Raw genomic sequence first — 24,824 nt, 5'->3', positions numbered from 1 at the left:
GCTCATCTACCCAGAACCGGGCTGGCCGGAACCTCCCGCCCCTGTCCCAGCCCCCGCACGATCGACTCGAGCGCCTCCTGCGCGTCGAACCGCGGCTGCCAGCCGAGTTCCGTCCTGGCGCGCGACGCGTCCAGCAGCGGTGACTTCAGCGCCAGGTCGACCCATCCTGGCGGGGTGGGTTGCAGGCGCAGCCCCCACGTCACACTCGCCAGCGACCGCATCAGCTTCGGCGGAATGGTGACGTGCCGGCCACCGAGCACCTCGGCCAGTGCGCGGGGAGTGATGACGGGGTCGGCGACCAGGTTGATCCCGCCGTGCGGCCGCTGGTCCAGGATTCGGACCAGCCCGTCGGCGACGTCGTCGGCGTGCACGAACTGCAGCACCAGGTCGCGCGGGATCGGCAGGACGGGAATCCGGTGCCGGAACAGGGCTTTCGGCACCAGGCCGCCGAGGAAGTAGTCGTGGATCTCGGACCCGGCGTCGGACTGCAGGATCAGGCCGGGCCGCGGCCGGGAGATGAGCAGGTCGGCCTCGAACTTGTTCAGCATGTGCTCCACGGCGGCCTTGTGCCTGCTGTAGAAGGACGAGGTCACACCGTCGACCGGCCACGACTCGTCGACGCGGCGGTCCTTGCTGCCGGGTGAGTACGCCCCGACCGACGACATGTGGACCAGGTGCGGCACACCGGCCTTCACCGCCGCGCTGAAGACCTGGGCGGACCCCGCCACGTTCGTCCGGTACAGCTGGCGCTCGTCCCGCGAGGGCTGGATGAGCCAGGCCAGGTGCACGACGGCGTCGGCCTTCTCGAACACGGTGCGCAGCACTTCCTCCGCGCCGGCTCGGCCGATCTCGACCGGCGTCCAGGGCACGCCGCGGTAGGGCGGCGCGTCCGCGGGCGGGCGCCGCGAGATGCCGTGCACCTCGACGTCCGGCTCCTCGGCCAGCCTGCGCAAGAGCGCCGTTCCCACGTTGCCACTCGCTCCGGTGACGACGATCCTGCGTCCTGGCATGGTTCCTCCGCGTCTCGGCCTGTACTGCCGGATACCCGTTCAGGTGACGTGGAGAACCGTCTTCGGACCGATTCGGGTGAGTTTTCGGACAACGTTCGTCACACCGGACAAAGCGGCACGAGCGCTTGTTTCATCAGAACGACGCCGGGTATTGGCCCTGAGTGGATCGCATCGCCGACGTATGGGGATCACGCACTCCGCACGGACGTGGGACGCACTGGCCGGTCCGGGTCGACCAGCGGCTCGCGGACGGCGTCGCGGAGTCTGATGTGGACCGCTGGGTCCAGTCGGCGTGCGTGCTGTGCAGCAACGGGTGCGGCTGCGACATCGCGGTCAAGGACGGCCGGATCGTCGGTGTGCGCGGACGCGCGGACGACATCGTCAACCGCGGCAGGCTCGGCCCGAAAGGCCTTCACGGTTCGTGGCAGGCACATGGCAAGGACCGGCTCACCACGCCGTTGATCCGTCGGAACGGCGAGCTGCGCGAAACCGACTGGGACACCGCGATGACCACGATCGTCCGGCGTTCCCAGGACCTCCTCGCCGAGAGCGGACCGCTGTCGCACGGCTTCTACACCAGCGGGCAGCTGTTCCTGGAGGAGTACTACACGCTCGGCGTGATCGGCAAAGCCGGCCTCGGCACCCCGCACATGGACGGCAACACCCGGCTCTGCACCGCGACGGCCGCGGCGGCGCTGAAGGAGACGTTCGGTTCGGACGGCCAGCCCGCCTGTCACGCGGACATCGACCTCTGCGACGCCCTGTTCCTGTTCGGGCACAACATGGCCGCCACCCAGACCGTGATGTGGGCGCGGGTGCTCGACCGGGTGAAGGGACCCGGCAGGCCTCGGCTGGTCGTCGTCGACCCCCGGCGCACGCCGACCGCCGAGGCCGCCGACGTGCACCTGGCACCGTTGCCCGGCACGAACCTGGCGTTGCTGAACGGCCTGGTGCGCGCGGTGATCGAGCACGGCTGGCTGGACCGCGAGTACGTCGACCGGCACACCCTCGGCTTCGAGGAGCTCAAAGCCACCGTCGAGCCGTACACACCGGAGCACGTGGCCGGGATCTGCCGCATCTCCCCCGCCGACCTGATGCGGGCGGCGGAGATCTTCGGGACCTCCGAACGGGTGCTGTCGACCGTGCTGCAGGGCTTCTACCAGTCCCACCAGGCGACCGCGGCGTCGTGCCAGGTCAACAACCTGCACCTGCTGCGCGGCCAGATCGGCGGGCCCGGCAGCGGTGTGCTGCAGATGAACGGCCAGCCGACCGCGCAGAACACCCGCGAGTGCGGCGCCGACGGCGACCTGCCCGGGTTCCGCAACTGGGACAACCCCGAGCACGTCGAGGAACTCGCGCGGCTGTGGAACGTCGATCCGCTGACCATTCCGCACTGGGCGCCTCCGACGCACGCGATGCAGATCTGGCGGTACGCCGAGCAGGGGTCGATCAGGTTCCTCTGGATCTCCGCGACCAACCCCGCCGTCTCGCTGCCCGAACTCGGTCGCATCAGGGAGATCCTGCGCAGGGAGGACCTGTTCGTCGTCGCGCAGGACGCGTTCCGCACCGAGACGACCGAACTGGCGGACGTCGTGCTGCCGGCCGCGCTGTGGGGCGAGAAGCAGGGCACGTTCACGAACCTGTCGCGGGTGGTGCACCTGTCCGAGCAGGCCGTCGCACCGCCCGCGGGCGCCCGCAGCGACCTCGACATCTTCCTGGACTACGCGCACCGCATGGGTTTCCGCGACCGCGACGGCGATCCGCTGATCAAGTGGAAGGACGCGGAGGGCGCGTTCGACGCGTGGCGCGAGTGCAGTCGCGGCAGGCCGTGCGACTACAGCGAACTGTCGTACGAACGGTTGCGCGGCGGCAGTGGAATCCCCTGGGGTGGCGAAAGGCTCTACGCAGACGGCGTTTTCCCGACCGATGCCGACTATTGCGAGGACTACGGCCACGACCTGCTCACCGGCGCGTCGACCACGCCGGCCGACTACCGGGCCCGGCGGCCGGACGGGCGGGCGTTCCTGAAGGCCGCCGAGTACACGCCCGCACAGGAGCAACCGGACGACGAGTACCCGTTCCTCTGCACCACCGGCCGCTCGGTCTACCACTTCCACACCCGCACCAAGACCAGTCGTGCCCCGGAACTGCAGAAGGCGGCACCGGATCCGTGGGTCGAACTCTCCGCGGGCGACGCGACCGGACTCGGCCTGAGCGACGGGGATGTCGTCCGGGTCGAGTCCGCACGGGGCTTCGTCGAGGTGCCGGTCCGCATCGGACGGTGCCGCGACGGCGTGGTGTTCCTGCCGTTCCACTACGGCTTCCAGGCGGCCAACGAGCTGACGCCGACCGAGTGGGACCCGGTCTCCAAGCAGCCCCTGTTCAAGATCAGCACCGTGCGGATCAGGAGGGTCTGATGCACCTCGCCACCTACCTGGGGTTGCTGCACACCTCGCTGGGCACGCTCGCCGACGCGTTCCGCGAGGTCGCGAAAGGTCACGGCGACGAGCCGGACGTCGAGCGCACCTGCGAGGTGCTCGCCTCGCGGATCGACGCCCAGGCCGAGAAGCTGTCGCCGATCGTCGACCGGTACGGCGAGCACCGCGAGACCGAGCCGGAACGCCTGCACACCGCGGAGTTCGAGCAGACCCGCACCGGCGGCGTCGGCCTGCTGCGCGACCTGCAGGACCTGTACGCGTTGTCGTCGTTCACCGACATCACCTGGACCGTCGTCGGCCAGGCGGCGCAGGGCCTGCGCGACAAGGAGCTCATGGACGTCGTGAGTGCCTGCGAGCAGGACACGGCACGGCAGCTGGCGTGGTTGAAGACGCGGATCAAGCAGAGCGCTCCGCAGGCGCTGATCGTGGCGAAGGGCTGACACGCTGACCAAACCGGAGACGCTGGGGCTGTCGTCCACCGCGGTCGGCCTGCTCGCCACCGCGTACCTGATCGGCTCCGGCCTCACCGCGTTCCCCCTCGGCAACGACACCGGCTTGCTTGGTTGAGCGGGATGCAGGGGCCGAGCGTGCCGAGGACCGCGCCCGCCCAGCAGGTGCCGTTGACGGCGATGCGGCCATCGAGGTCGGCTGTTCATCGGTCACCTGGCCGGCGCGGTGGTCATGATCGCCGGTGGGCTGGTCGCGCGGTTCCTCGCGGTGGACGCGGAGAACAAGTCCGTGGAGGACATCGCTCTGCCGCTGTCCGCGACCGCGCGACGCGGCCACACCCGTGCCGAGGGGGCCGGGTCACCCTTCAAGACGTGAGACGAGCACTCCTCCGTGCTGGACGAACGCCTCGGGCAACCAAGGCTGGTCGATCTTGCGGCCGTTCCACCGCGTCTCCTGCACGTGGACGCCCGGTGTGCCGGTCGCGAGGACCGTGATGTTCTTCGCGGTGATCCGGGCCTTCGGGAACATCGGGCTGGAGACGTGCAGTTCGGCGCTGCTCGGCGTGCGCGGGTACAGGCCGAGCGCGGCGAAGACGTACCAGGCCGACATGGTGCCGAGGTCGTCGTTGCCGGGCAGCCCGGACGGACCGGTGCGGTAGACCAGCCCCGCCATCGCCCGCACCGTCTCCTGGGTCTTGCGCGGCTGCCCGAGCTCGTTGTAGATCCACGGCGTGTGGATGCCCGGCTCGTTCGTCGGGTCGTACCGCAGCGCGTCGCCGCCCGTCGCCCACGAGCCGTCCGGGCGCTTGAAGAACCCGTCCAGCCTGGAGGCCGCGACGTCCTTGCCGCCCATGGCCTCGGCCAGGCCCTGGACGTCGTGCGGCACCATCCACGTGTAGGTGGCGCTGCTGCCCTGCGCGAAGCCCTGGTCGGAGGCCGGGTTGAACGGGGTCACCCAGGTGCCGTCGGCCTTGCGGGCCTGCTGGTGACCGGTGACGGGGTTGAACGTGTTGCGCCACCAGCCCGCGCGCTCCTCCATCTCCTCGCTGGGACGGCCGAGCCTGCGGCCCAGGTCGGCGAGCGCCTGGTCGGCGACCGAGTCCTCGAGGGTCTCGGCGGCGCCTCCCCAGCAGTGGCAGGTGTCGTGCGGGGCGTAGCCGAGGCGCATGTACTCGGCGAGGTTCGGGCGCTGGCCCTCGCACTGGCCGGGGCAGCCCTTGTCGGACAGGCCGTCCGGATGCGGGACGGTCGCCTGCCGCAGCAGTGACTCGTAGGCCGCGCGCACGTCGAAGTTCTTGGCTCCCATGGCGTACATGCCCGCGATGGCCGGTGCGGACGGGTCGCCTGTCATGACGTGCGTCGGTCCGGTGATGTGGACCCAGCGGTCCCACACGCCGCCGTTCTCGCGCGAGGTCTGTAGCAACGACTGGGCGTACCCGCTCGCGACGTCCGGTGCCAGCAGGGCGAGCAGCTGGGTCTGGGCGCGGTACTGGTCCCAGCCGGAGAAGTTGCCGTAGCGGGTGCTCTGGCCGACGTCGCTGATCACGTTGGGCTGCAGGAAGGTGTGGTAGAGCGCGGTGTAGAAGATCGTGCGCTCGTCGGCGGTGCCGCCGTCGACCTCGACCGCGCGCAGCTGCTTCGCCCAGGCCTTCTTCGCTTCCTTCGCCACGTCGGCGACGGTCGCGCGCTTGGGGATCTCCGTCGCGAGGTTGCGCTTGGCGGCGTCGAGGCTGGTGTAGGAGATGCCGACGCGCATCCGCACCTGTTTGCCCGCAAAGGACACATACCCGCCGGAACCCTTGCCTGCGCGCGCACTTCCGGTCAGGTAGCCCTCGCCGCCGCTCGCGGTGGTGCTGCCGGGCCTGAGCTCGCTGTTCACCCAGGTGCCGTGAGCCGAGATCGGCCGGTCGAACGACGCCGTGAAGTGCAGGCGGTAGTAGGTCTTCTGGTTGTTCGTGCCGCCGTTCGCGCGCCGGCCGCAGAACGCCCCGGTGAGCACCGAACCCGAGACGGAGTTCGTCGTCGGGTCGATCGTGATGTCGGCGTCCTCGCTGCCGTTGAGCGAGTTCGAGGTGCGGAACAGCAGCGAACCGTTGACGGGGAAGGTGAACTCGCCGACGCCCGCGCGGGTCGTCACGGAGAGGTCCGCCGTGGCACCGGACTTCAGGCCCACCCGGTAGCGGCCGGCCTCGGCCTTCTCGTCGGCGTGGGAGAAGTCGCTCGCGAAGATCTGGTCCTTGGTGTCCGCCGTCGGCGACGACGTGATGTCACCGACGTGCGGCATGATCGGGATGTCCCCGGCGGCACCGGGATGGCAGCCGGCACCGTTGACGTGCGTGAGGCTGAACCCGCGCACCCTCGTCGCGTCGTAGGCGTAGCCGTTGGCGGCGCCCGTGTTCGTCTGGTCGCCGCGCGTCGACGTCGGACTCCACGAGATCATCCCGAACGGCCGCACCGCGCCCGGATAGGTGTTGCCGCCGCCCGCGGAGCCGATCAGCGGGTCGACGTAGCGGGTGTCGTCTCTCACCGCCGCGCTCGCGGGAGTCGCCAGCGCGGCGGTGAGGACAGTGACCAGGAAGACCGGGAGCGCTCTCACATCTCGGGACAGTAACCGGAATTCAGTAAACGCAGGGTGGCCGGTAGCCGTCGACTTTCAGGCTCTGGAATTCCAGGTCGTTCTTCGTGTTGCCGACGAACACCAGGCCACGGGCGTCGTCGAGGGCCTCGGCGAGCGGGTAGGACGGCTTGCCGAGCGCGGGCAGGTATGTCCAGTTCTTCGTCTTGAAGCTGAAGAACCGCTTCACGAGCCTGCCGCCCGTGGACGGGATCTTCGTGACCCACTTGTCGCCGCCACTCCAGAACTCCGCGGGTCGCAGCTGGACGTGGAGGTCGTTGGTGGCGCGGTAGGTCATCCAGAAGCCGTGCGAGCCGGACAGGTCCGCCTCGGCCTCGAACTCGTTGCCCAGCCACACGACCATCACAGCCCAGTCGTCGGCCAGGAACTTGATCTTCGCCGTGTGCCCGTGCCGTCCCTTGGGCACGAGGATGCTGCCGGTCGCGGGCTCCGTGGCACCTTCACCACTGGCGATCCACTGCTGCAACCGGTCGATGGACGGGGTGGCGCACTCGCGGCCGCGCGAGGCGTTCGCGACCGCCGTCGAGCTGAGCGTGAACAGCACCGCGCACGCGATCACCGCGACGCGGCCGAACGTCGATTTCAAGCGCATCTGGCGGACCGTAGCGGAAATTGGTTTAAACCATTTCCGTTCACCGTTGACAGGGTCTCACTCGGCCTACCCTGGACAGCGGATTGTGAGGGCCTCCCGCCAGGGTCACAGTGAGCCTCGTGCAGCCCGCCAGATGCATCGCATCCATAGGTGTCGTAACGGTTTTCGCCCTCCAGCTCACTGCCCCGGCCGGTGCGTCGGCCGGCTGCTCCCCCGTCGTCGACGAGCGGTCGTTCGCCACGGCTCCCCAGCTCCTCGATCTCAACGCCACCGTCGCCGGGTTCGGCGTCCGCGCCACCGGCAGCCCCGCGCACAACCGCCTGATCTCCTGGCTGGAACGCCGCGTGGACAGCCTGCCGGGCGTGTCCGTGCGGTCCGAGCCCTTCGCCGTCCAGCGCTGGCAACCCGGTCCCGGTCTCCTGCTCTCCGGCGGCGCCGTGCCGGTCGCCGGGGCGATCCCCTACTCCGCTCCCGGCCTGCGTTCCGGCGACCTGGTCCGCCTGCCCGCCGGCACCCCGATCACCGCCGCGAACGCCGGCGGGAAGGTCGTCCTGCGCGACTTCCCCGCCCTCGACCGCGGCTACCTCGCCGAACCGCTGCTGGACGCGGACATGGTCGACGCGGGCAAGGCCGGTGCCGCCGGGGTCGTCGTCGCCTTCCCGTTCCCGCACGAGCAGGTGAAGGGCTACTGGGACCCGCACCTCGGCACCCACTACCGCGTGCCGGGCGTGTTCGTCGGCTCCGACGCGGCCGCGAGGCTCGTACCGGGCACCAGGACGACCATCGGCGTGCTCGCCGCGCGCGTCCCGGCCGTCACGCGCTCGCTGGTCGCGACGCTGCCCGGCCTGAGCAGCGAGCGGATCGTCCTCGACACCAACACCGACGGCGTGGGATGGGTGCAGGAGAACGGCACCGTGGCGCTGCTGGCGCTGGCCGAGCACTTCGCGCGCCTGCCGCTGCGCTGCCGGCCGCGCACCCTCGAGTTCGTCTTCGCGACCGGCCACCTGCACCGCCCGGCGGAGGGCAGCGAGTTCCGCGCCCGCGCGCTCGACGCCGAGTACGACTCCAGTTCCGTCGCCTTCGCGTTCGTGCTGGAACACCTCGGAACGCGGGAGTTCCTGCCTCGCGACGGTTCTCTCCGGCCGACGGGACTGGCCGAGCCGTCCGGCTGGTTCGCGGGCAGCCCGGTGCTGGCGCGGACGGCGGCGACGGCGCTGGCCGGGCGTGCGGTCGACCGCACCTTCGTCCTGCCGGGCAGTGACCCGCCGGTGCCGGGCCGGGTGCCGCCGCAGTGCTCGTTCGGCGGCATCGGCACGCACTTCCACTCGCACCTGGTCCCGACCATGGCGATGATCTCCGGGCCGTGGACGCTCTGGGCACCGTCGTTCGGCGCTCTGGCCGTCGACCACGACCGCATGCGACGCCAAGTGCTGGCCGCGGGTGACGCGATCACGGCGCTGGCCCCGGTGCCGCGGGATCAGATCGCTGGGCCGTACCTCGACCTGCGGCGGGCGCGGGCGGCCGGTGCGCCGACCTGTTCCCACGACCTGCCGCCCGAGTGGGCCCCTAGATCCTGATGAGCGCTTGGACGGCGAGGTGGTCGGAGGGGTACTGGCCGTTCAGCTGGAAGGTGTTGATCGCGGCGGCCTCGACGGTCACGCCGCGGGTGAGGATCCAGTCGATGCGCGGGCCGTCCGGGACCAGCGGGCCGTACCCGTGGAACGTCCCGTGCGCCGGGGTGGTCCGCGGGCCCGTGAGCCACGTGTCGGCCAGCCCGGCCGTCAGGGTGGCGTAGGCCGGCGAGCCGGGGACGTCGTTGAAGTCGCCGGTGAGCACGACCGGCAGCGTCTGCGCCTGGAGCCGGTCGCGGACGAACTCGGCGCTGCACAGCCGGGCGTTCGCGGACTCGTGGTCGAAGTGCGTGTTGACGGCCACGAACTGCTTGCCGGTCTGGCGGTCCGCGAACCGGACCCACGTGACCATGCGGACCACGTTGTTGCCCCACGACCGGGAACCCACGACGTCCGGGGTGGCGGAGAGCCAGTGGTGGTCGAACTCCAGCGGTTCCAGCCGGAGCGTGTCGAAGAAGATCGCCATGAACTCGTCGTGGCTGCCGCCGGCGCGGCCGAGGCCGATCCAGTCGTAGTGGTCCGGCAGGTCGTGCGCGATGTCGTTCAGCTGTCCGTACAGGCCTTCTTGCGTGCCGAGCAACGCAGGCCGTTCCTTGAGCAGGAACTGGGCCATGACCGGGCGTCTGACCGCCCACGAGTTCGGCTCGGCGGTGGAGGCGTACCGGAGGTTGAAGGACATGACGCTCAGTGGGTCCACTCGGCCGATCATGGCACAGGCCCGCCCTGTGTCAGGGCGGGCCTGTGCTCACCTGCGTTGAATCACACAAGATGGAAGCGAATGTTGGGCGAGTCGACGAAAAGCATGTCGACTCGCCCAACATTCACGCCGGCGCATAACCGGCCGGGGTGGCGGTGAAGCTGCCACGGCCTTGCGTTCGGCTGCGCAACCTCGTCACATAGCCGAACATCTCCGCCAAAGGCACGCTCGCCGTCACGACCGTCGCACCGGGCCTAGCCTCCGAACCGACGATCCTGCCCCGGCGCGTCGCCAGATCACCCAGCACGCCACCGAGGTACTCCTCCGGCACGGTGACCGTGACCTCGGCGATCGGTTCGAGCAACGTCATGGCGCCGGCCTTCAGCGCCTCGCGCAGCCCGAGCCGGCCCGCCGTGCGGAACGCCATCTCCGACGAGTCCTTGACGTGCGTGGACCCGTCGGTGAGCGTCACCCGCACACCGGTCACCGGGTGGCCGAGAGGTCCCTCGGCCAGCGCGTCCCGGCAGCCCTGTTCGACCGCGCGGACGAACTCCTGCGGCACGCGCCCGCCGGTGACGGCCGAGCGGAACTCGAAGCCGGACTCCAGCGGCTCGGTGCCGAGCACGACGTGGGCGAACTGTCCCTGCCCTCCGTCCTGCTTGACGTGCCGGTAGACGAATCCCGTGACGCCCGTGCCCACGGTCTCGCGGTACGAGACGCGCGGCCGTCCCATAGTGAGCTCGATGCGGTGCAGCGTGCGCGCCTTCTCCACCGAGACCTCCAGGTGCAGCTCGCCCTGGCCGGACAGCACCGTCTGGCCGGTCTCCGGGTCCGTCCCGAACCGCAGGGACGGGTCCTCGTCGACCAGGTGCGCCAGCGCCTCGGTCAGCCGCGCGTTGTCCGCGCTGGTCCGCGTTTCCACGGCCACGGACACCACGGGGTCGGCCGACACCGCGGGTTCGAGCAGCAACGGAGCCGTTGGCGCGCACAGGGTCGTCCCCGTGCGTGCCGACTTCAGCCCCACCACCGCGACGATGTCACCGGCGACGGCCTGGTCGACCGGCGTGTGCCGGTCGGCCTGGACGCGCAGGATCCGGCCGATGCGCTCGGCGCGGCCGCCCACCTGGACCGTCTCTCCCTTGTGGAGGGTGCCCGAGTAGACGCGGACGTACGCGAGCCGTCCGGTGGCGGTGGCGTTCACCTTGAACACCAGCGCCGCGAACGGTGCGTCCGGATCCGGCTGCCGTTCCTGGCCGTCGACGCCCCGCACCGGCGGAACGTCCACAGGGGACGGCAGGTACGCGATCACCGCGTCCAGCAACGGTTCGATGCCGCGGTTGCGGTACGCCGAGCCGCACAGCACAACGGTCGCCTGACCGCGCTGGGTCAGTTCGCGCAGAGCGTTTCGCAACGTCTGCTCGGACAGGCCCTGTGCGAAGAACTCCTCCAATGCGTCGGGATGCAGTTCCGCCACCGCCTCCTCCAGGAGGCGGCGACGTCGTTGTGCCTCTGCCAGCAGCGTTTCCGGCACAGGTCCCTCGGTCATGCCGTCGCCCCAGGTCAGCGCGCGCATGCGCACCAGGTCCACGACGCCGCGGAACCCGTCCTCCACGCCGATCGGCAGCTGCACGACGAGCGGCACGGTGTGCAGCCGCGTGCGGATCGACTCGACGACGGTGTCGAGGTCCGCGCCCGCCCGGTCGAGCTTGTTGACGAACGCGATCCTGGGCACGCCGTACCGATCCGCCTGCCTCCACACCGATTCGCTCTGCGGCTCCACTCCGGCCACGCCGTCGAACACCGCGACCGCCCCGTCCAGCACGCGCAGGGACCGTTCGACCTCGTCGGCGAAGTCGACGTGCCCAGGCGTGTCGATGAGGTTGACGCGATGCCCGTCCCACGTGCAGGTCACGGCCGCGGCGAAGATCGTGATGCCGCGATCGCGTTCCTGCGGGTCGAAGTCGGTGACGGTGGTGCCGTCGTGGACCTCGCCGCGCTTGTGGGTGCTGCCGGTGGCGAACAGGACGCGTTCGGTGAGCGTGGTCTTGCCCGCGTCGACGTGAGCGAGGATGCCGAGGTTGCGGACAGCGTTCAACGTGGTCGTGCGCATGGTCTTCTGCCTTTGTCTTCAAGGACTTACGGGGTCAGCGCGATGACCCGGCGAACTCCGCGGAGGAGTTCGTCAGACAGTCCGGCGCCCGGCGCGCAGCAGGCGACCGGGGTGCGAGGACACGAGGATCACGTCGAAACGGGACGGGAGGACGACGGCGGCGGTACGCACGGCCGGTCTCCTCTCGCCTCGGTGATGATGATCGTGGAGTGTAGACACATGAGTGGTGCCTCACAACGCATTTGACGCGGAACACCTCCACGACGCCCTTCGTTCAACGGACATGCGCCTGTGTTTGCTCGGCGACTCGATCGCCGCCGGAGTGGGCAGCACGCGCCGGGAGGACACGCTCGGCCCGTTGCTCGCCGAACGCCTGCGAAAGGCGGGACATCGGATCGACCTCGGAGTGCACGCGTTCGCCGGTGCCCGCTCGGCCGATCTGCGCGCCCAGGTGCGCACCGCGGTGGCGAGTGGAGCCGACGTCGCGGTGGTGGTCATCGGCGCGAACGACCTGACCAGGTTCGTCCCCGCGCAGGTCGGCGCCCAGCAGTTGCACGACGCCGTCGCGGACCTGCGCGCGGCAGGCGTCGAGGTCGTCGTCGCCACGGCACCGGACCTGAGCATCGTCTCGCACGTGCCGCCCGCGTTGCGCGACGTCGTGTCGGCCGTGAGCCGCGACTACGCCCAGGTTCAGCAGCAGGCCGTCATCCGGGCCGGCGGAGTCGTCGCCCACGTCGAACGCGCCGTCACGCCGCAGTTCGCCGCGAACCCCTCGTTCTTCGCCGCCGACCGCTTCCACCCGTCCGCCGCCGGCTACCGCGCGATCGCCGAGGCTCTGGCACCCGCGGTCGAGGCCGCCGCGGACCGCCGACGTGTCTGAGCGATTACGACCATGCGTCTCTGACGTTGCGATCAACGCCGTGGCGTCGTACTGTCCGCACTAAGTTCAAGCATTGAACGAATGAGGTGGATGATGAGCACGCCCACTCCGGCGGACAAGTTCTCCTTCGGTCTCTGGACCGTGGGCTGGCAGGGCCGTGACCCGTTCGGCGAGGCCACGCGGCCCGAGCTCGACGTGGTCGAGGCGGTGCACCGGCTCGCCGAGCTCGGGGCCTACGGCCTGACGTTCCACGACGACGACCTGTTCGGCTTCGAGGCGACGCACCGCGACCAGCAGATCAGCCGGTTGCAGGGCGCGCTCGCCGACACCGGGCTCGTCATCCCGATGGTGACGACGAACCTGTTCAGCCACCCGGTCTTCAAGGACGGCGGCTTCACCAGCAACGACCGCGGCGTGCGGCGGTTCGCGCTGCAGAAGGTGCTGCGCAACGTCGAGCTGGCGGCGGAGCTCGGCGCCAAGACCTTCGTGCTGTGGGGCGGCCGTGAGGGCTCCGAGTACGACGTGGCCAAGGACGTGCGGGCGGCGCTCGACCGCTACCGCGAGGCGATGAACCTGCTGACGCAGTTCGTCACCGACCGCGGCTACGACATCCGGTTCGCGCTCGAGCCGAAGCCGAACGAGCCGCGCGGCGACATCCTGCTGCCGACGGTCGGCCACGCGCTGGCGTTCATCACGTCGCTCGACAAGCCGGAGCTGGTCGGCCTCAACCCCGAGGTCGGGCACGAGCAGATGGCCGGGCTCAACTTCGTGCACGGCATCGCGCAGGCGCTGTGGCACGACAAGCTGTTCCACATCGACCTCAACGGGCAGCGCAGCATCAAGTACGACCAGGACCTGGTGTTCGGGCACGGTGACCTGATGAACGCGTTCGCGCTGGTCGACCTGCTGGAGACCGCCGGTTACGAAGGCCCGCGGCACTTCGACTACAAGCCGTCGCGGACCGAGGACATCACGGGCGTCTGGGACTCGGCCAAGGCGAACATGGCCACGTACCTGCTGCTCCGCGACCGTGCTCAGGCATTCCGCGCGGACCCGGAGGTGCAGGAGGCGCTGCGGACGGCGGGCGTCGCGGAGCTCTCGCAGCCCACGCTCAACGCCGGCGAGTCCTACGACGACCTGATCAAGGACACGGGCTTCGACCCCGACCAGGCGGGCGAACGCGGCTTCGGCTTCGTCCGTCTCAACCAGCTCGCCCTCGAGCACCTCACGGGAGCGCGCTGACATGACGCTCGTCGCCGGCGTCGACTCCTCGACGCAGTCGTGCAAGGTCGTGGTTCGCGACGCGGAGACCGGCAGGCTCGTCCGGGAGGGCCGCGCGGCTCACCCGGACGGCACCGAGGTGCACCCCTCGCACTGGTGGTCGGCTCTGCAGTCCGCGCTCGCCGACGCCGGCGGTCTGTCCGACGTCGCGGCGCTGAGCGTCGGCGGACAGCAGCACGGCATGGTCTGCCTCGACGAGGACGGCGAGGTCGTGCGCGAGGCGCTGCTGTGGAACGACACCCGTTCCGCGGCAGCCGCGGCCTCGCTGACCGACGAGCTGGGCGCTTCGGAGTGGGCGGCACGGATCGGCCTCGTGCCGGTCGCGTCGTTCACGATCACGAAGCTGCGCTGGCTCGCCCAGCACGAACCGGCCAACGCCAAGCGCACTGCCGCCGTCTGCCTCCCGCACGACTGGCTGACGTGGCGGCTGCGCGGCACCGGTTCGCTCTCCGACCTGGTCACCGACCGTTCGGACGCGTCCGGCACCGGCTACTTCGACTCGGTGTCGAACGAGTACGTGCCTGACCTGCTCTCACTCGCGCTCGGTCGCTCCGACGTGGTGCTGCCGCAGGTCCTGGGCCCTGCCGAGTGGCGAGACGGACCGTCTCGTCTCGTCTCGGGTACGGGAGGCCGGCGAGACGAGACGGTTCGTCTCGGCGCGGGTGCCGGCGACAACGCGGCGGCCATGCTCGGGGTGGGCGGCGGCACCGACGTCGTGGTGTCGCTCGGCACCTCCGGCGTCGTCACCGCGACCAGCGAGGTGCGTGCGGCGGACGCTTCCGGCATCGTCGCGGGGTTCGCCGACGCGACGGGCCGCTACCTCCCGCTGGCCTGCACCCTGAACGCCGCCCGAGTCCTGGACGCGACCGCCCGCATGCTGGGCGTCGACCTCGCCAGGCTCAGCGACCTCGCGCTGTCCGCCAAGCCGGGCGCCGAGGGCGTCGTGCTGGTTCCGTACCTCGAAGGCGAGCGGACGCCGAACCTGCCGGACGCGACGGGTGCGTTGCACGGACTGACGCTCACCAACGCGACCCCGGCCAACATCGCGCGTGCGGCCGTCGAAGGCATGCTGTGCGGTCTTGCCGTGGGCCTCGACGCGCTCGCTGAGCAAGGTGCGGACGTCACGGGCGTGCGGCTCGTTGGTGGAGCGGCGGTTTCTCCTGCGGTGCGGGAGATCGCGCCGATGGTGTTCGGTGTACCCGTGACTGTGCCCGCGCCGGACGAGTACGTGGCGAACGGTGCGGCACGGCAGGCCGCGTGGACGCTCACGGGCGGGACGACGCCGCCGGAGTGGACGTTGGCGGAAAGCACGCGGTACGAGGCAGAGGCGGTGCCGGAGATCCGGGCGCGGTACGGGGACGCGGCACAGCGATACTTGAGTCGATGACCACCGTCGACCACCTGCGGCAGGTTCGCCTCGGCAACCTGCGCACGGTGCTGCTCGCCCTCGTCGACCGGCCCGGTTCGCGCGCCGACCTCGCGGCGCGCACCGGGCTGACCAAAGCCACCCTCTCCAACCTCACCGAACCGTTGCTGGCGGGCGGGATCCTGGTGGAGGAACCCGCCACGCTCGTGGGCATGGGCAGGCCGTCCAAGCCGTTGCGCTTCCACCCCGCCGGGCCGGTGGCGGTCGGGGCGGAGATCAACGTCAGCCACCTCGCCGTCGAGACCCTCGGCCTCGACGGCGAGACGCTCGAACGCCGTCTCGTGCCCGCCGACATGCGCAAGGCGACAGCGGACGAGGTGCTCGACCGGATCGCCGGACTGATCCGCGAGGTCACCGCCGGCTCCGGGCGCAGGCTGCTCGGGGCAGGGCTCGCGATACCCGGTGTCGTGCACGACGGCACCATCGTCCGGGCGCCCAACCTGCCCGAGCTCGTCGGCACGCGGCTGGCCGAGGGGCTGGGCGAACGAACCGGTCTCGACGTCCAGGTCGACAACGAGGCGAACCTCGCCGCGCTCGCCCACCTGTGGCCGCGGCACCTGGCGGGCGAGGACTTCGTGCACGTGACGGCGGACGTCGGCATCGGCGCGGGCGTCGTGCTGAACGGCGAGGTCTACCGCGGGGTCAGCGGGTTCGCGGGCGAGCTCGGGCACGTCGTGATCGAGCGCAACGGCATCCTCTGCACGTGCGGCAGCCGCGGTTGTGTCGAGCGGTACGCGGGGCTCGACGTCATCCTGCGCGAGGCGGGACGGCGGCGGCTCGACTCGTTGCGCAAGGCACTCGAAGCGGGCGACCCGAAGGCTGTGGACGCCGTGCGGAAGGCCGGAGAGGCGCTCGGGGTCGGCATCGCGACGCTGATGAACCTCTTCGACGTCCCGACCGTCGTACTCGGCGGCAGCTACGCCGTGCTGTACGACCACCTCCGCGAGGCCGTTCAGTCCGAAATGGACGGCAGGGTGCTCGCGGGAGGCGAACGGCACAGCCGGCTACTCGCCTCGCCCCTCGGCGAGTTCGCGGTGGTACGGGGCGCGGCCGGACTGATCACGAGGCGCGCTGTGCAGCAGCCCGAGCGGCTCTTCGCATAGCCAGACCGCCCAGCACCACACCGGCCACGCCGACCGCGAGCGACACGTAGCCGCCGACGATGCCGTAGCCGGTGCCGGGCCCGCCCTTCGCCATCACCACGACCGCGACACCGACCACCGCCCCGGCCGCGCCCAGCACGACGGCCCACAGGCCGCGCCGGGTGAGCGCCAGCAGTCCGATCGCACCGAGGACGACACCGATCAGCGACAACGTGCGACCGGCGGACATCTCATAAGCAGCGGATAGCAACATGGGCACCAGCCAACCCCCGGACGGCCCTCAGGTCGTCGTGCGGGCGCAGACACCCAAGTACTGCGGGCGCAGTAGTCCGACAATCCTCCCGGCGAACGATCTACCAGCGCGAACAGAGGTTTAAGGTGCACGGATGAGCACTCGCTGGCTGGACTGGGCGATCGCCGCGGGAGTGGCGGCGAGCCTCGTCGTGGCCGGCCACCCGGCCACCGGCCCGGGCTACGCGCTGCTCGCCGCCGGCGGACTGGCGCTCGCCGCACGCAGGCGGGCGCCGAGAACAGTGCTCGCGGCGACCGGACTCCTCGCACTCGGCTACCAGGCCACCGGCGCGGACGTGCCGGTGATCGCCTTCCTGTTCGCCGTCTACTCGACGATGCGGGCGGGCCACCGCGTGTTCACGCTCGCCGGCTCCGTCCTGATGCTCGCCACGCTCCCCCTCGCCGCGCTCGTCTCGCCGCGCGACCTCACCACGTACGAGGCGTTCGCCCAGACCCGCGACGTCCTGCAGATCGCGTGGCTGATCGCCGCCGCGGCCGCCGGTGAGGCACTCAGGCAGGCCGAGCGCCGAGCAGACGAAGCCGAGCGCACCAAAGAGGAGACGGCGCGCAGGCGGGCCAACGAGGAACGCCTGCACATCGCCCGTGAACTGCACGACTCGCTGACCCACCAGATCTCGGTGATCAAGCTGCAGGCCGAGGTCGCCGTCCACCTCGCCCGGAAACGCGGTGAGGACGTGCCCGAACCCCTCCTGGTGATCCGCGACGCCGGCCGGGAGGCCGCCAGGGAACTCCGCGCGACGCTCGAAGCCCTGCGGGACGACGACAAGAACCCGCCGCACGGCATCAAGGACGTCCCCGAACTGGTCGAACGCGCCAGAGCCACCGGCCTCGACGCCCGGCTCACGATCGAAGGCCGCCACGACGACGTCCCGGCGGCGGTGGAGCGCACGGCGTACCGAATCGTGCAGGAGTCGCTCACGAACATCGCTCGCCACGCCGCCGCCGCGACCGCGCGGGTCCACATCGACTACCGCCAGGACACGGTGGTCATCGAGGTGGACGACGACGGCACGGCGGTACCCGGCAAGGCGGAACCGGGAGTCGGGCTGCTCGGCATGCGCGAACGCGTCACCGCGCTGGGCGGCAACCTCCAGGCGGCGCACCGAGTCGAAGGCGGTTTCCGCGTGCAGGCCGAGCTTCCCGTGGCACAGCCGTGATCCGCGTCCTGCTGGTCGACGACCAGCCGTTGATCCGCAGCGGTTTCCGCGCCCTGCTGAACGCCGAGGACGACATCGAGGTCGTCGCCGAGGCCGGAACCGGCCGGGAAGGCCTCGAGCAGGCCCGGAAACACCTCCCGGACATCGCCCTGATCGACGTCCAGATGCCCGAGATGGACGGCATCGAGGCCACCAGGCACATCGCCGCCGACCCGTCCCTGGCGAGCACGCACGTCGTGATCCTCACCAACTACGGCCTGGACGAGTACGTCTTCCACGCCCTGAAGGCGGGCGCGGCCGGGTTCCTCGTCAAGGACGTCCAGCCGGAGGACTTCCTGCACGCCGTCCGGGTCGCGGCCCGTGGCGACGCCCTCCTGGCACCGTCGATCACCCGCAGGCTGATCGACCGGTACGTGAGCCAGCCGCTGCGGCAGGACCCGAGCCTCACCCACCTCACCACCAGGGAACGCGAAGCCGTCACGCTCGTCGCCCGCGGCCTGTCGAACGACGAGATCGCCGCTAGCATGGTGATCAGCCCGCTCACGGCGAAGACGCACGTCAACCGCGCGATGACGAAACTGCACGCCCGGGATCGCGCTCAGCTCGTGGTGATCGCCTACGAGTCGGGCCTGGTGGTCCCGCAGACCTCCGAACGCGGGTAGCCCTCGGCGCAGATGCGGTTCTCGGCGTCTGCGACGGACAACGACCAGCGGATGATCCGCGCGTCGTTGGCGCCGGTCACCAGCTCGTCCTCCCGCGTGAACGCCACGGCCCGCACCGGCCCGGTGTGCCCGGTCAGAGTGGTGCCCGAGCGGGTACCGAGGCCCCCGCACCACGACCGCGTCGTCCTCTCCCCCCGGACGCCAGCGCGGCGCCGGACGGGCTGAACGCCAGCGCCACCACCGGCGCGAAATGGCCGGTCAGCGTCATCGGCTCGGCACCCGTGGCCACGTCCCACACCTTCACCGTCCGGTTGGCGCCCGCCGTCGCGAACCTGGTGCCGTCCAGGCTGATCGCGACGTCACGCACGTCGCCCTGGCCCGTGCTGACCCGCCGTTCCACTCTGTCGCCTGCCAGGTCCCACAGCATCGCGCCCGCCCGCGGGTCGGTGGAGATGAGCAGGCGGCCGTCCGGGGTGAACTCCACGGCGCTCGCGATGTGCGGCCCGCCGGAGAACGCACCCTGCTCCAGCTCCAGCAGGCTCCACCGGAACCGGCCGAGCGACGTCCCAGATCGAGATGGTGTGGTCGCGGGTCAGCGCGGCAGCCGGGTGCCGTCCGGGCTGAACGACACCGACTCCACCCGGTCGGAGTGACCGTCCAAAGTGGCCAGTGCGGCGCCGTCGAGACGGCGGTGGCACCGCGTCCAGCAGCAGCTTCACCTGCACAACGACCTTCACGAAGCAGACCCTACAGTGGCCTGGGTCACCTCAAAGGGGTCGAAACCAGACATTCGCAGGGGTCGTAGCGTCGTCTACAGCCTGCACGCGCACTTGGTCTTTCCCCCGGAGTACCAGCGAACCAGGGTTCAGTGGAATCCCGGCACAGCGGTGAGCGACCCCACAGCCCATTCCGGAAACACTCCGGGCACCACGGCCGTTATACGTGTTGGTCGGTGCGGTCCGTGTCCCCCGGGCCTCACCTCATCGCCTTCGCGGAAGACCGCACAACCGGTACCGCGTCGAGCAACTCGCCGAGAGGCGACCGATCGCATCGGCCTTCCCGAACTCGCCCTCGAGCCGTCACTCTCCCCCGACGGACGGCTCGAGGGCGTCCGGTCGGCGCGGACCTCTCCTGCCGCGCCGACCACCCGTTCTTCTCGATCTTCTTGCCCAGCAGGAAGATCGAGGTGGCGGACGGTGACCGGCCACACAGATCCTCCTGGAACACAACGGATCCCCTCGCCGTTGTACAGGGTGGTCGGTGCGGAACGAGTCCCCGGGCCCCAACACAAAGCCTTCGCGGAATACCGTTCGGCAGGAACCGCGTCGTGCACACCGCCGAGAGGCGACCGCCGCACCGACCAACAGACCACGCCCTCAAGCCGCACACCCCCTCGGCGACTTGAGGGCCTTCCCACCACTGCATTTCCTTTACGCCGCACCGCTGAACCAGGCGGTCGGCGTGGAACGGGCCGCAAGGCGCAACAGACCAAGGCCCTCGAGCCGTACACCCCCAGACGGCCCGAGGGCCCTTCCCTCCCTCGCAATTCCATTGCACAGCAACAACACCCGGTGAGCGAGCACACAGATCACCAGGAAACACAACGGAACCCCGCGCCGTTGTACGAGACGGTCGGTGCGGACCGAGTCCCCGGGCCCCACCACAGAAGCCCTCGCGGCACACCGCTCACCCGGAACCGCGTCGTGCACACCGCCGAGAGGCGACCGCCGCACCGGCCACCTCAACTCGCCCCCAGGCTGCCGTCCTCCCCCAGGCAGCGTGGGGGCTTCCCGCATTCGTAGGGTCAGGCGACTCCGGCGGCGATCAGCTTCGTCCAGATCTCGCCCTGGTCGACCACCTCGACGCCGAGCTTCTCGGCCTTCGTGAGCTTGCTGGCGCCGACGCCCTCGCCCGTGATGAGCAGGTCGGTGGTGGCCGAGACCGAGGAGGCGGCGGTGGCGCCGGCTCGTTCGCACATCTTCTGGAACGTCGGGCGGGTGACCTTCTCGCCGGAGCGCGGGTCGCTGATCGAGCCCGTGATCACGACGGACTTGCCTTCCAGGGGTGCGCCGGCGACCACGACCGGGGGCAGGTCCTCTTCTCGCACCTCCAGGGAGACGCCGCGTTCCCGCAGGCGTTCGATCTCCGGGCGAAGGCGGGCCAGGTGGAAGTTGATCGACTCGGCGACCTTCTGGCCGATGTCCTCCACGGCCACGAGCTTCTCGACGCCCGCGTCGGCCACCGCTTCCAGGGAGCCGAAGCCCGCGCGGCACAGGCGGGCCGCGGTGCCTTCGGAGGCCATCGGGATCGAGAGGCCGATCAACGCTCGGCGCAGGCCCACGGAGCGGCTGCGGTCGATGGACTCGATCATGCGGGTCGCGGAGACCTCGCCCACCCGGTCGAACTCCAGCAGGCGTTCCTTGGTGAGCGTGTAGAAGTCGGACGGGTTCACCAGGTCGCCGGTCTCGGCGAGGCGCTCGATCCACACCTGGCCGATGGCGTCGATGTCCGCCGCGGCGCGGGACGACCAGTGGATCAGGCGGCGCACGGTCTGGGCGGGGCAGACCGCGTTCGTGCAGAACAGCTCGCGGCTGTTTCCCTGCTCGGTCAGCGGTTGCGCGCACGACGGGCACTCCGACGGCGGGACGATCTCCTGCTCGGAGCCGGTGCGCTTCGACTCGTCGAGCACACCCGCGACGAACGGGATCACGTCGCCCGCGCGGCGGACCAGGACCGTGTCACCGATCTTGATGCCGCGCGAGCGGATGACCTCCTGGTTGGCCAGCGTCGCGCGGGTGACGGTGGTGCCGCCGACGAACACGGGCTCGAGCCACGCGACCGGGGCGATCTTGCCGGTCTTGCCCACGTCCCACACGACGTCCTTGAGCACCGTCGTCTTCTCCTCGGCGGCGAACTTGTACGCGATGGCGCCGCGCGGGGACGACGAACGGGTGCCGGCGGCGGCGAACGCGTCGCGGTTCGCCAGGCGCAGCACGGCGCCGTCGAGGTCGTAGTCGAGCGTGTTGCGGGCCTGCTCGATGCCACCGATCAGCTCCTGGGCCTCGGCCGCGGTGGAGCAGTGCTTCATCTCCGCGACGCTGAAGCCGAGCTTGCGCAGACCCGCGTCGAGGTCGGAGTCGGCGCTCTCCGGCTCGGTCGTCAGGTCGAACGCGAAGAACTGCATGCGCCGGCCCTCGACCGCCTTCGGGTCCTTGGCGCGCAACGTGCCCGCGGCCGCGTTGCGCGGGTTGATCAACGGCTTGTCCGGGTGTGCCGCGTTGTACGTGTCGAACGTCGAGCGCAGCATCACGCACTCACCACGTACCTCGACCCGCCCCGGCGCCTCGACCCTGTCCGGCACGCCGTCGCACAACGCGCGCGTGAGGAACGTGACGTCGTCGCCCGTCGTGCCATCCCCACGGGTGACCGCGCGCGCAAGGCGCCCGTTCTCGTACACCAGCGCCAGCGACAGGCCGTCGAGCTTCGGCATGACCACCACGGGCTGACCGGGGAACCGCGAGAAGAACGACTCGACCTGTTCGGGCTTGTTCGCCTTCTCCAGCGACAGCATCGGCCGTGAGTGCCGCACCGGCGCGTGCAGCACCGACGGCGCCCCCACGTGGTCGAGCGGGTTGTCCTTCGGCGCGAGCTTCGGGTGCTTCGCGACCAGGGCGCGGAACTCGTCCTCGATCGCGTCGTACTCCGCGTCCGCCACCAGCGGTTCACCCTGGTAGTACGCGTCACGCAGCTCGACGATCCGGCCGGCGAGCTCCTGAATCCGATCCCCAGCAGCACTCATGGAGGGGACGTTACCGGGCACCACCGACAAAAATGGACGGTCGTGCCTGGAGCCCCGCTCGAGTCGCGGTGGAGTCCGGTCGAACGCCGCTCCACATCGGACAGCGACGAGGTCGGGGAGCCGTGTGCCCGCGTGGCCACCCGCGTCATCGAGCTGACCGGGCAGACCGCCGACAACCTGTGATCAGCGGTGCGGAGGTGCCGTGCTCGAACGCGGGACGAGCCGGGGAGCCGGCACCTGCACTCCGCGCTGCTCGGCGTCGCCGTTCTTCCCCACCACGTCGAGCAGCAGTCGTGCGACGCGGGCACCGTAGGCGGTGACGTCGCGCGCGAGCGCGGTGATCGCCGGCCGGATCACCTGGCACAGCTGCGAGTCGTCCCAGGCGATGATCGACAGGTCCTCGGGTACCGAGAGCCGCATCTCGTCGGCGACCGACATCCCCGCGACGGCCATGATGCTGTTGTCGTAGAGGATCGCCGTCGGGCGTCCGGGCGAGCTGAGCAGCCTGCGCGTGGCCTGTGCGCCTTCGAGTCCGGTGTAGTCCGTGTGCACGATGTCGATCGAGTCGAGCTCGTAGGTGGCGCTCGCCTCCGTGAAGGCCTCGTCGCGGCGCCGCGTGTGCAGCAGGTCGGGCAGGCCGGCGATCCGTCCGATCCGGCGGTGGCCCAGCGCGGCCAGGTAGCCGACGGTCTCGGCGGTCGCGGCGGCGTCGTCCGCCCAGACGTGCGGGAGTGATCCCACGTCGGCGGGGCCGCCGACCACGACGGCGGGCAGCGCGAGCCCCTCCAGCAGGGCGATCCGGGGGTCGTCGCCGCGCAGGTCGACCACGATGATCCCGTCGACCCGGCGTTCGCCCCACCAGGACCGGTAGACCTCGAGCTCGGCGTCCACGCCCGCGACCACCTGCATCATCAGCGCGTAACCCGACACCGCCAGCACCGACTCTATGCCGCTGACCAGTTCCATGAAGAACGGTTCCACGCCGAGGGTCGTGGCGGGCCGCGGGATCGCCATGCCGATCACGTTGGTGGTGCCGCCGGACAGCACGCGCGCCGCGCTGTTGCGGTGCCATCCGATCTCATCGGCGGCGTCGAGGATGCGTTGCCGGGTCCGGTCGGAGACCCCGGGCCGGCCGTTGAGGGCGAACGACGCGGCGCTGATCGAGACTCCCGCGCGTTGCGCGACATCGGAGATCGTCGGCCGCTTCACGCGAACCCTCCTCGGCTCGAAGGGTCCAACATAGCAGCGCACATGATCAAGCGGCCGGGGACATGCTGTTCCCCCACAACAACTAAAGCGTTTGATTGAATTGCCGCGTGGCCACGACTCCGGGAGCGCTCACGGCGGACATCCGTGCTCGCGTTCCCCTCGGCCCGCCCCGCAGTCGTCGACCACACCGCTGAACCGGTTCCGGGTTCCTCTGCTAAAACGCTCTATAGACATCTGCGGCGTAGCGCCTCTATCTTGAGGCATGAAGGCAGCTTAAGCGTTTTAGTTCATCACCCGGCTCGCCGCCGCAGCCGCCACGTAGTCCCACTCAACGCAGAGCGGGTTTGACGAGGAGGAGCCAGTGCGACACACCACCACCGCGCTTCAACGGCGCGGGGCACAGCGGTTCGGCGCTGTACTGGCCGCTGCGCTGACCTTCCTGGGCGTCGTCGTCGCAGTCTCACCGCAGGCGCAGGCGTTCCCCAGGTCGTCGCGGCAGAACGTGATCAACTACCTCAGCTCGATCACCGGCAGGAACGTCGTGTCCGGCCAGCACAACAAAGAGCCGGCGAACAATCCCGGCCAGTACACCCAGCAGGTCAAGGACATCACCGGCCAGTACCCCGGCCTGTGGGGCGGTGACCTGATGTTCAGGCCCGAGGACGTGGCGAACCGGCAGCGCGTGGTCGACCAGGCCAAGACCGAGTGGGCCAACGGCTCCCTCGTCGCGCTGACCTGGCACGTCTGCACGCCGACCGGCGGCAGCACCTGCCAGTTCGAGGGCGGCGTGAAGACGCAGATCAGCCAGGCCCAGTTCACCCAGGTGGTCACCGACGGCACGGCGCTCAGCAACGCGTGGAAGCGCCGCCTGGACGAGGCGGTGCCGTACCTGCGGCAACTCAAGGACGCGGGTGTGCCGGTGCTGTTCCGCCCGTTGCACGAGATGAACGAAGCCTGGAACTGGTGGGGCAACCGGCCGGGGCCGGAGGGTGGCGCGAAGCTCTACCGCATCACTCACGACCACCTGGTGTCCAAGGGGCTCGACAACCTGATCTGGGTGTGGAACGTCCAGGACAACCCCACGGCCGACTGGGCCTCGTACTACCCCGGCGCTCAGTACGTCGACGTGGTCTCGCTGGACGTCTGGTACAAGGGACTCCCCAGCTCCGGCGACTACCAGCAGATCCAGAACATCGCCGGCGGCAAGCCCATCGCGCTCGCCGAGACCGGCAAGGTGCCGAACGCCGCGTTCCTGAACAGCCAGACCCGCTGGAGCTACTTCATGGTGTGGTCGGAACAACTGCGCGGCAACAACACCCCGGCGGAGGTCCAGGCGGGCTACTTCCACCCGCGCACGCTGAACCAAGGCGAGTTCACCATTCCCGGAGGCGCACCGTGACCGGCTCGAGGTGCCGGGCAGCAGTCAGCTCGAC

The 24,824-nt window shown here is 70.3% G+C and carries 22 protein-coding genes; 12 read left to right on the top strand and 10 right to left on the bottom strand.

What is annotated here, in order from left to right:
• Positions 1 to 2: 2 nt before the first annotated feature.
• Positions 3 to 1,010 carry an NAD-dependent epimerase/dehydratase family protein gene (locus LX88_RS30320; protein WP_258951180.1) on the bottom strand — a complete coding sequence of 336 codons (1,008 nt, stop codon included), beginning with the start codon at positions 1,008 to 1,010 and terminating at the stop codon, positions 3 to 5.
• 161 nt (positions 1,011 to 1,171) lie between these two features.
• Here LX88_RS30320 and LX88_RS30315 point away from each other — a divergent pair, with 161 nt between their 5' ends.
• The 3 genes from LX88_RS30315 to LX88_RS30305 all read left to right on the top strand — a co-directional run bounded on the left by LX88_RS30315 (position 1,172) and on the right by LX88_RS30305 (position 4,273).
• On the top strand, positions 1,172 to 3,427 hold the full coding sequence (locus LX88_RS30315; protein ID WP_258951179.1) for a molybdopterin oxidoreductase family protein: 2,256 nt from the start codon (positions 1,172 to 1,174) through the stop codon (positions 3,425 to 3,427).
• Entirely contained in the window at positions 3,427 to 3,888 is a 462-nt protein-coding gene (locus LX88_RS30310; RefSeq protein ID WP_258951178.1) for a hypothetical protein, read from the top strand. The genes LX88_RS30315 and LX88_RS30310 overlap by 1 nt, the downstream gene beginning before the upstream one ends.
• 241 nt (positions 3,889 to 4,129) lie before the next feature.
• Positions 4,130 to 4,273 (top strand): hypothetical protein, encoded by a 144-nt coding sequence (locus LX88_RS30305; protein ID WP_258951177.1) that lies wholly within the window; start codon positions 4,130 to 4,132, stop codon positions 4,271 to 4,273.
• On the opposite strand, the gene LX88_RS30300 is transcribed toward LX88_RS30305, so the two are convergent.
• Positions 4,256 to 6,493: a GH92 family glycosyl hydrolase gene (locus tag LX88_RS30300; RefSeq protein WP_258951176.1), complete on the bottom strand. Its 2,238-nt coding sequence runs from the start codon at positions 6,491 to 6,493 to the stop codon at positions 4,256 to 4,258. The genes LX88_RS30305 and LX88_RS30300 overlap by 18 nt on opposite strands.
• Before the next feature lie 22 nt (positions 6,494 to 6,515).
• The gene (locus LX88_RS30295) at positions 6,516 to 7,124 is read right to left on the bottom strand and encodes a hypothetical protein (RefSeq protein ID WP_258951175.1); all 609 of its coding nucleotides are present in this window, start codon (positions 7,122 to 7,124) and stop codon (positions 6,516 to 6,518) included.
• A gap of 119 nt (positions 7,125 to 7,243) precedes the next feature.
• On the opposite strand from LX88_RS30295, the gene LX88_RS30290 reads away from it, so the two are divergent.
• Entirely contained in the window at positions 7,244 to 8,701 is a 1,458-nt protein-coding gene (locus tag LX88_RS30290; protein WP_258951174.1) for a hypothetical protein, read from the top strand.
• Here LX88_RS30290 and LX88_RS30285 read toward each other — a convergent pair.
• Positions 8,691 to 9,452, bottom strand: coding sequence for an endonuclease/exonuclease/phosphatase family protein (locus LX88_RS30285; RefSeq protein ID WP_258951173.1), 762 nt, complete (start codon positions 9,450 to 9,452; stop codon positions 8,691 to 8,693). The genes LX88_RS30290 and LX88_RS30285 overlap by 11 nt on opposite strands.
• A 124-nt stretch (positions 9,453 to 9,576) precedes the next feature.
• Positions 9,577 to 11,562, bottom strand: coding sequence for an elongation factor G (fusA, locus tag LX88_RS30280; protein WP_258951172.1), 1,986 nt, complete (start codon positions 11,560 to 11,562; stop codon positions 9,577 to 9,579).
• Between the two features lie 283 nt (positions 11,563 to 11,845).
• Here fusA and LX88_RS30275 point away from each other — a divergent pair, with 283 nt between their 5' ends.
• The 4 genes from LX88_RS30275 (at position 11,846) to LX88_RS30260 (ending at position 16,252) form a co-directional block, all read left to right on the top strand.
• Entirely contained in the window at positions 11,846 to 12,442 is a 597-nt protein-coding gene (locus LX88_RS30275; RefSeq protein ID WP_258951171.1) for an SGNH/GDSL hydrolase family protein, read from the top strand.
• Positions 12,443 to 12,532: 90 nt separating this feature from the next.
• Entirely contained in the window at positions 12,533 to 13,684 is a 1,152-nt protein-coding gene (gene xylA, locus LX88_RS30270) for a xylose isomerase (RefSeq protein WP_258951222.1), read from the top strand.
• Between the two features lies 1 nt (position 13,685).
• Positions 13,686 to 15,110 carry a xylulokinase gene (gene xylB / locus LX88_RS30265; protein WP_258951170.1) on the top strand — a complete coding sequence of 475 codons (1,425 nt, stop codon included), beginning with the start codon at positions 13,686 to 13,688 and terminating at the stop codon, positions 15,108 to 15,110.
• Positions 15,107 to 16,252, top strand: a complete 1,146-nt coding sequence (locus LX88_RS30260; protein ID WP_258951169.1) for an ROK family protein — start codon at positions 15,107 to 15,109, stop codon at positions 16,250 to 16,252. Before xylB ends, LX88_RS30260 begins: the two co-directional genes overlap by 4 nt.
• On the opposite strand, the gene LX88_RS30255 is transcribed toward LX88_RS30260, so the two are convergent.
• Complete coding sequence (locus tag LX88_RS30255) at positions 16,209 to 16,505, bottom strand: DUF6223 family protein (protein WP_258951221.1); 297 nt, start codon at positions 16,503 to 16,505, stop codon at positions 16,209 to 16,211. The genes LX88_RS30260 and LX88_RS30255 overlap by 44 nt on opposite strands.
• Positions 16,506 to 16,638: 133 nt before the next feature.
• Here LX88_RS30255 and LX88_RS30250 point away from each other — a divergent pair, with 133 nt between their 5' ends.
• Both LX88_RS30250 and LX88_RS30245 read left to right on the top strand, forming a co-directional pair.
• Positions 16,639 to 17,721, top strand: coding sequence for a sensor histidine kinase (locus tag LX88_RS30250; RefSeq protein WP_258951168.1), 1,083 nt, complete (start codon positions 16,639 to 16,641; stop codon positions 17,719 to 17,721).
• Positions 17,718 to 18,383, top strand: a complete 666-nt coding sequence (locus tag LX88_RS30245; RefSeq protein WP_258951167.1) for a response regulator — start codon at positions 17,718 to 17,720, stop codon at positions 18,381 to 18,383. Before LX88_RS30250 ends, LX88_RS30245 begins: the two co-directional genes overlap by 4 nt.
• Here LX88_RS30245 and LX88_RS30240 read toward each other — a convergent pair.
• The 3 genes from LX88_RS30240 to ligA all read right to left on the bottom strand — a co-directional run bounded on the left by LX88_RS30240 (position 18,338) and on the right by ligA (position 22,182).
• Positions 18,338 to 18,490, bottom strand: coding sequence for a hypothetical protein (locus LX88_RS30240; RefSeq protein WP_258951166.1), 153 nt, complete (start codon positions 18,488 to 18,490; stop codon positions 18,338 to 18,340). The genes LX88_RS30245 and LX88_RS30240 overlap by 46 nt on opposite strands.
• Before the next feature lie 26 nt (positions 18,491 to 18,516).
• The gene (locus LX88_RS30235; protein ID WP_258951165.1) at positions 18,517 to 18,867 is read right to left on the bottom strand and encodes a WD40 repeat domain-containing protein; all 351 of its coding nucleotides are present in this window, start codon (positions 18,865 to 18,867) and stop codon (positions 18,517 to 18,519) included.
• 1,320 nt (positions 18,868 to 20,187) lie between these two features.
• Positions 20,188 to 22,182, bottom strand: a complete 1,995-nt coding sequence (ligA, locus tag LX88_RS30230) for an NAD-dependent DNA ligase LigA (RefSeq protein ID WP_258951164.1) — start codon at positions 22,180 to 22,182, stop codon at positions 20,188 to 20,190.
• Positions 22,183 to 22,224: 42 nt separating this feature from the next.
• On the opposite strand from ligA, the gene LX88_RS30225 reads away from it, so the two are divergent.
• Positions 22,225 to 22,365 carry a hypothetical protein gene (locus LX88_RS30225; RefSeq protein ID WP_258951163.1) on the top strand — a complete coding sequence of 47 codons (141 nt, stop codon included), beginning with the start codon at positions 22,225 to 22,227 and terminating at the stop codon, positions 22,363 to 22,365.
• Here LX88_RS30225 and LX88_RS30220 read toward each other — a convergent pair whose 3' ends face one another.
• Positions 22,366 to 23,391 carry a LacI family DNA-binding transcriptional regulator gene (locus tag LX88_RS30220; protein ID WP_258951162.1) on the bottom strand — a complete coding sequence of 342 codons (1,026 nt, stop codon included), beginning with the start codon at positions 23,389 to 23,391 and terminating at the stop codon, positions 22,366 to 22,368.
• Positions 23,392 to 23,752: 361 nt separating this feature from the next.
• Here LX88_RS30220 and LX88_RS30215 point away from each other — a divergent pair, with 361 nt between their 5' ends.
• Complete coding sequence (locus LX88_RS30215) at positions 23,753 to 24,790, top strand: glycosyl hydrolase (RefSeq protein WP_258951161.1); 1,038 nt, start codon at positions 23,753 to 23,755, stop codon at positions 24,788 to 24,790.
• The last annotated feature ends 34 nt before the right edge of the window (positions 24,791 to 24,824 follow it).

It is taken from the genome of Lentzea californiensis (assembly GCF_024648825.1).
GTDB lineage: Bacteria > Actinomycetota > Actinomycetes > Mycobacteriales > Pseudonocardiaceae > Lentzea > Lentzea californiensis.
Note: the sequence above shows the minus strand (reverse complement) of the source record. Positions and strands in the feature narration are given on the sequence as shown.

Bases quoted from the DNA above. Each gene is read 5' to 3' on its own strand.
- ligA (WP_258951164.1), bottom strand. From the start codon at position 22,182: ATGAGTGCTGCTGGGGATCGGATTCAGGAGCTCGCCGGCCGGATCGTC.
- LX88_RS30320 (WP_258951180.1), bottom strand. From the start codon at position 1,010: ATGCCAGGACGCAGGATCGTCGTCACCGGAGCGAGTGGCAACGTGGGA.
- LX88_RS30255 (WP_258951221.1), bottom strand. From the start codon at position 16,505: ATGTTGCTATCCGCTGCTTATGAGATGTCCGCCGGTCGCACGTTGTCG.
- LX88_RS30310 (WP_258951178.1), top strand. From the start codon at position 3,427: ATGCACCTCGCCACCTACCTGGGGTTGCTGCACACCTCGCTGGGCACG.
- fusA (WP_258951172.1), bottom strand. From the start codon at position 11,562: ATGCGCACGACCACGTTGAACGCTGTCCGCAACCTCGGCATCCTCGCT.
- LX88_RS30250 (WP_258951168.1), top strand. From the start codon at position 16,639: ATGAGCACTCGCTGGCTGGACTGGGCGATCGCCGCGGGAGTGGCGGCG.
- LX88_RS30275 (WP_258951171.1), top strand. From the start codon at position 11,846: ATGCGCCTGTGTTTGCTCGGCGACTCGATCGCCGCCGGAGTGGGCAGC.
- LX88_RS30305 (WP_258951177.1), top strand. From the start codon at position 4,130: ATGATCGCCGGTGGGCTGGTCGCGCGGTTCCTCGCGGTGGACGCGGAG.
- xylA (WP_258951222.1), top strand. From the start codon at position 12,533: ATGATGAGCACGCCCACTCCGGCGGACAAGTTCTCCTTCGGTCTCTGG.
- LX88_RS30260 (WP_258951169.1), top strand. From the start codon at position 15,107: ATGACCACCGTCGACCACCTGCGGCAGGTTCGCCTCGGCAACCTGCGC.
- xylB (WP_258951170.1), top strand. From the start codon at position 13,686: ATGACGCTCGTCGCCGGCGTCGACTCCTCGACGCAGTCGTGCAAGGTC.
- LX88_RS30295 (WP_258951175.1), bottom strand. From the start codon at position 7,124: ATGCGCTTGAAATCGACGTTCGGCCGCGTCGCGGTGATCGCGTGCGCG.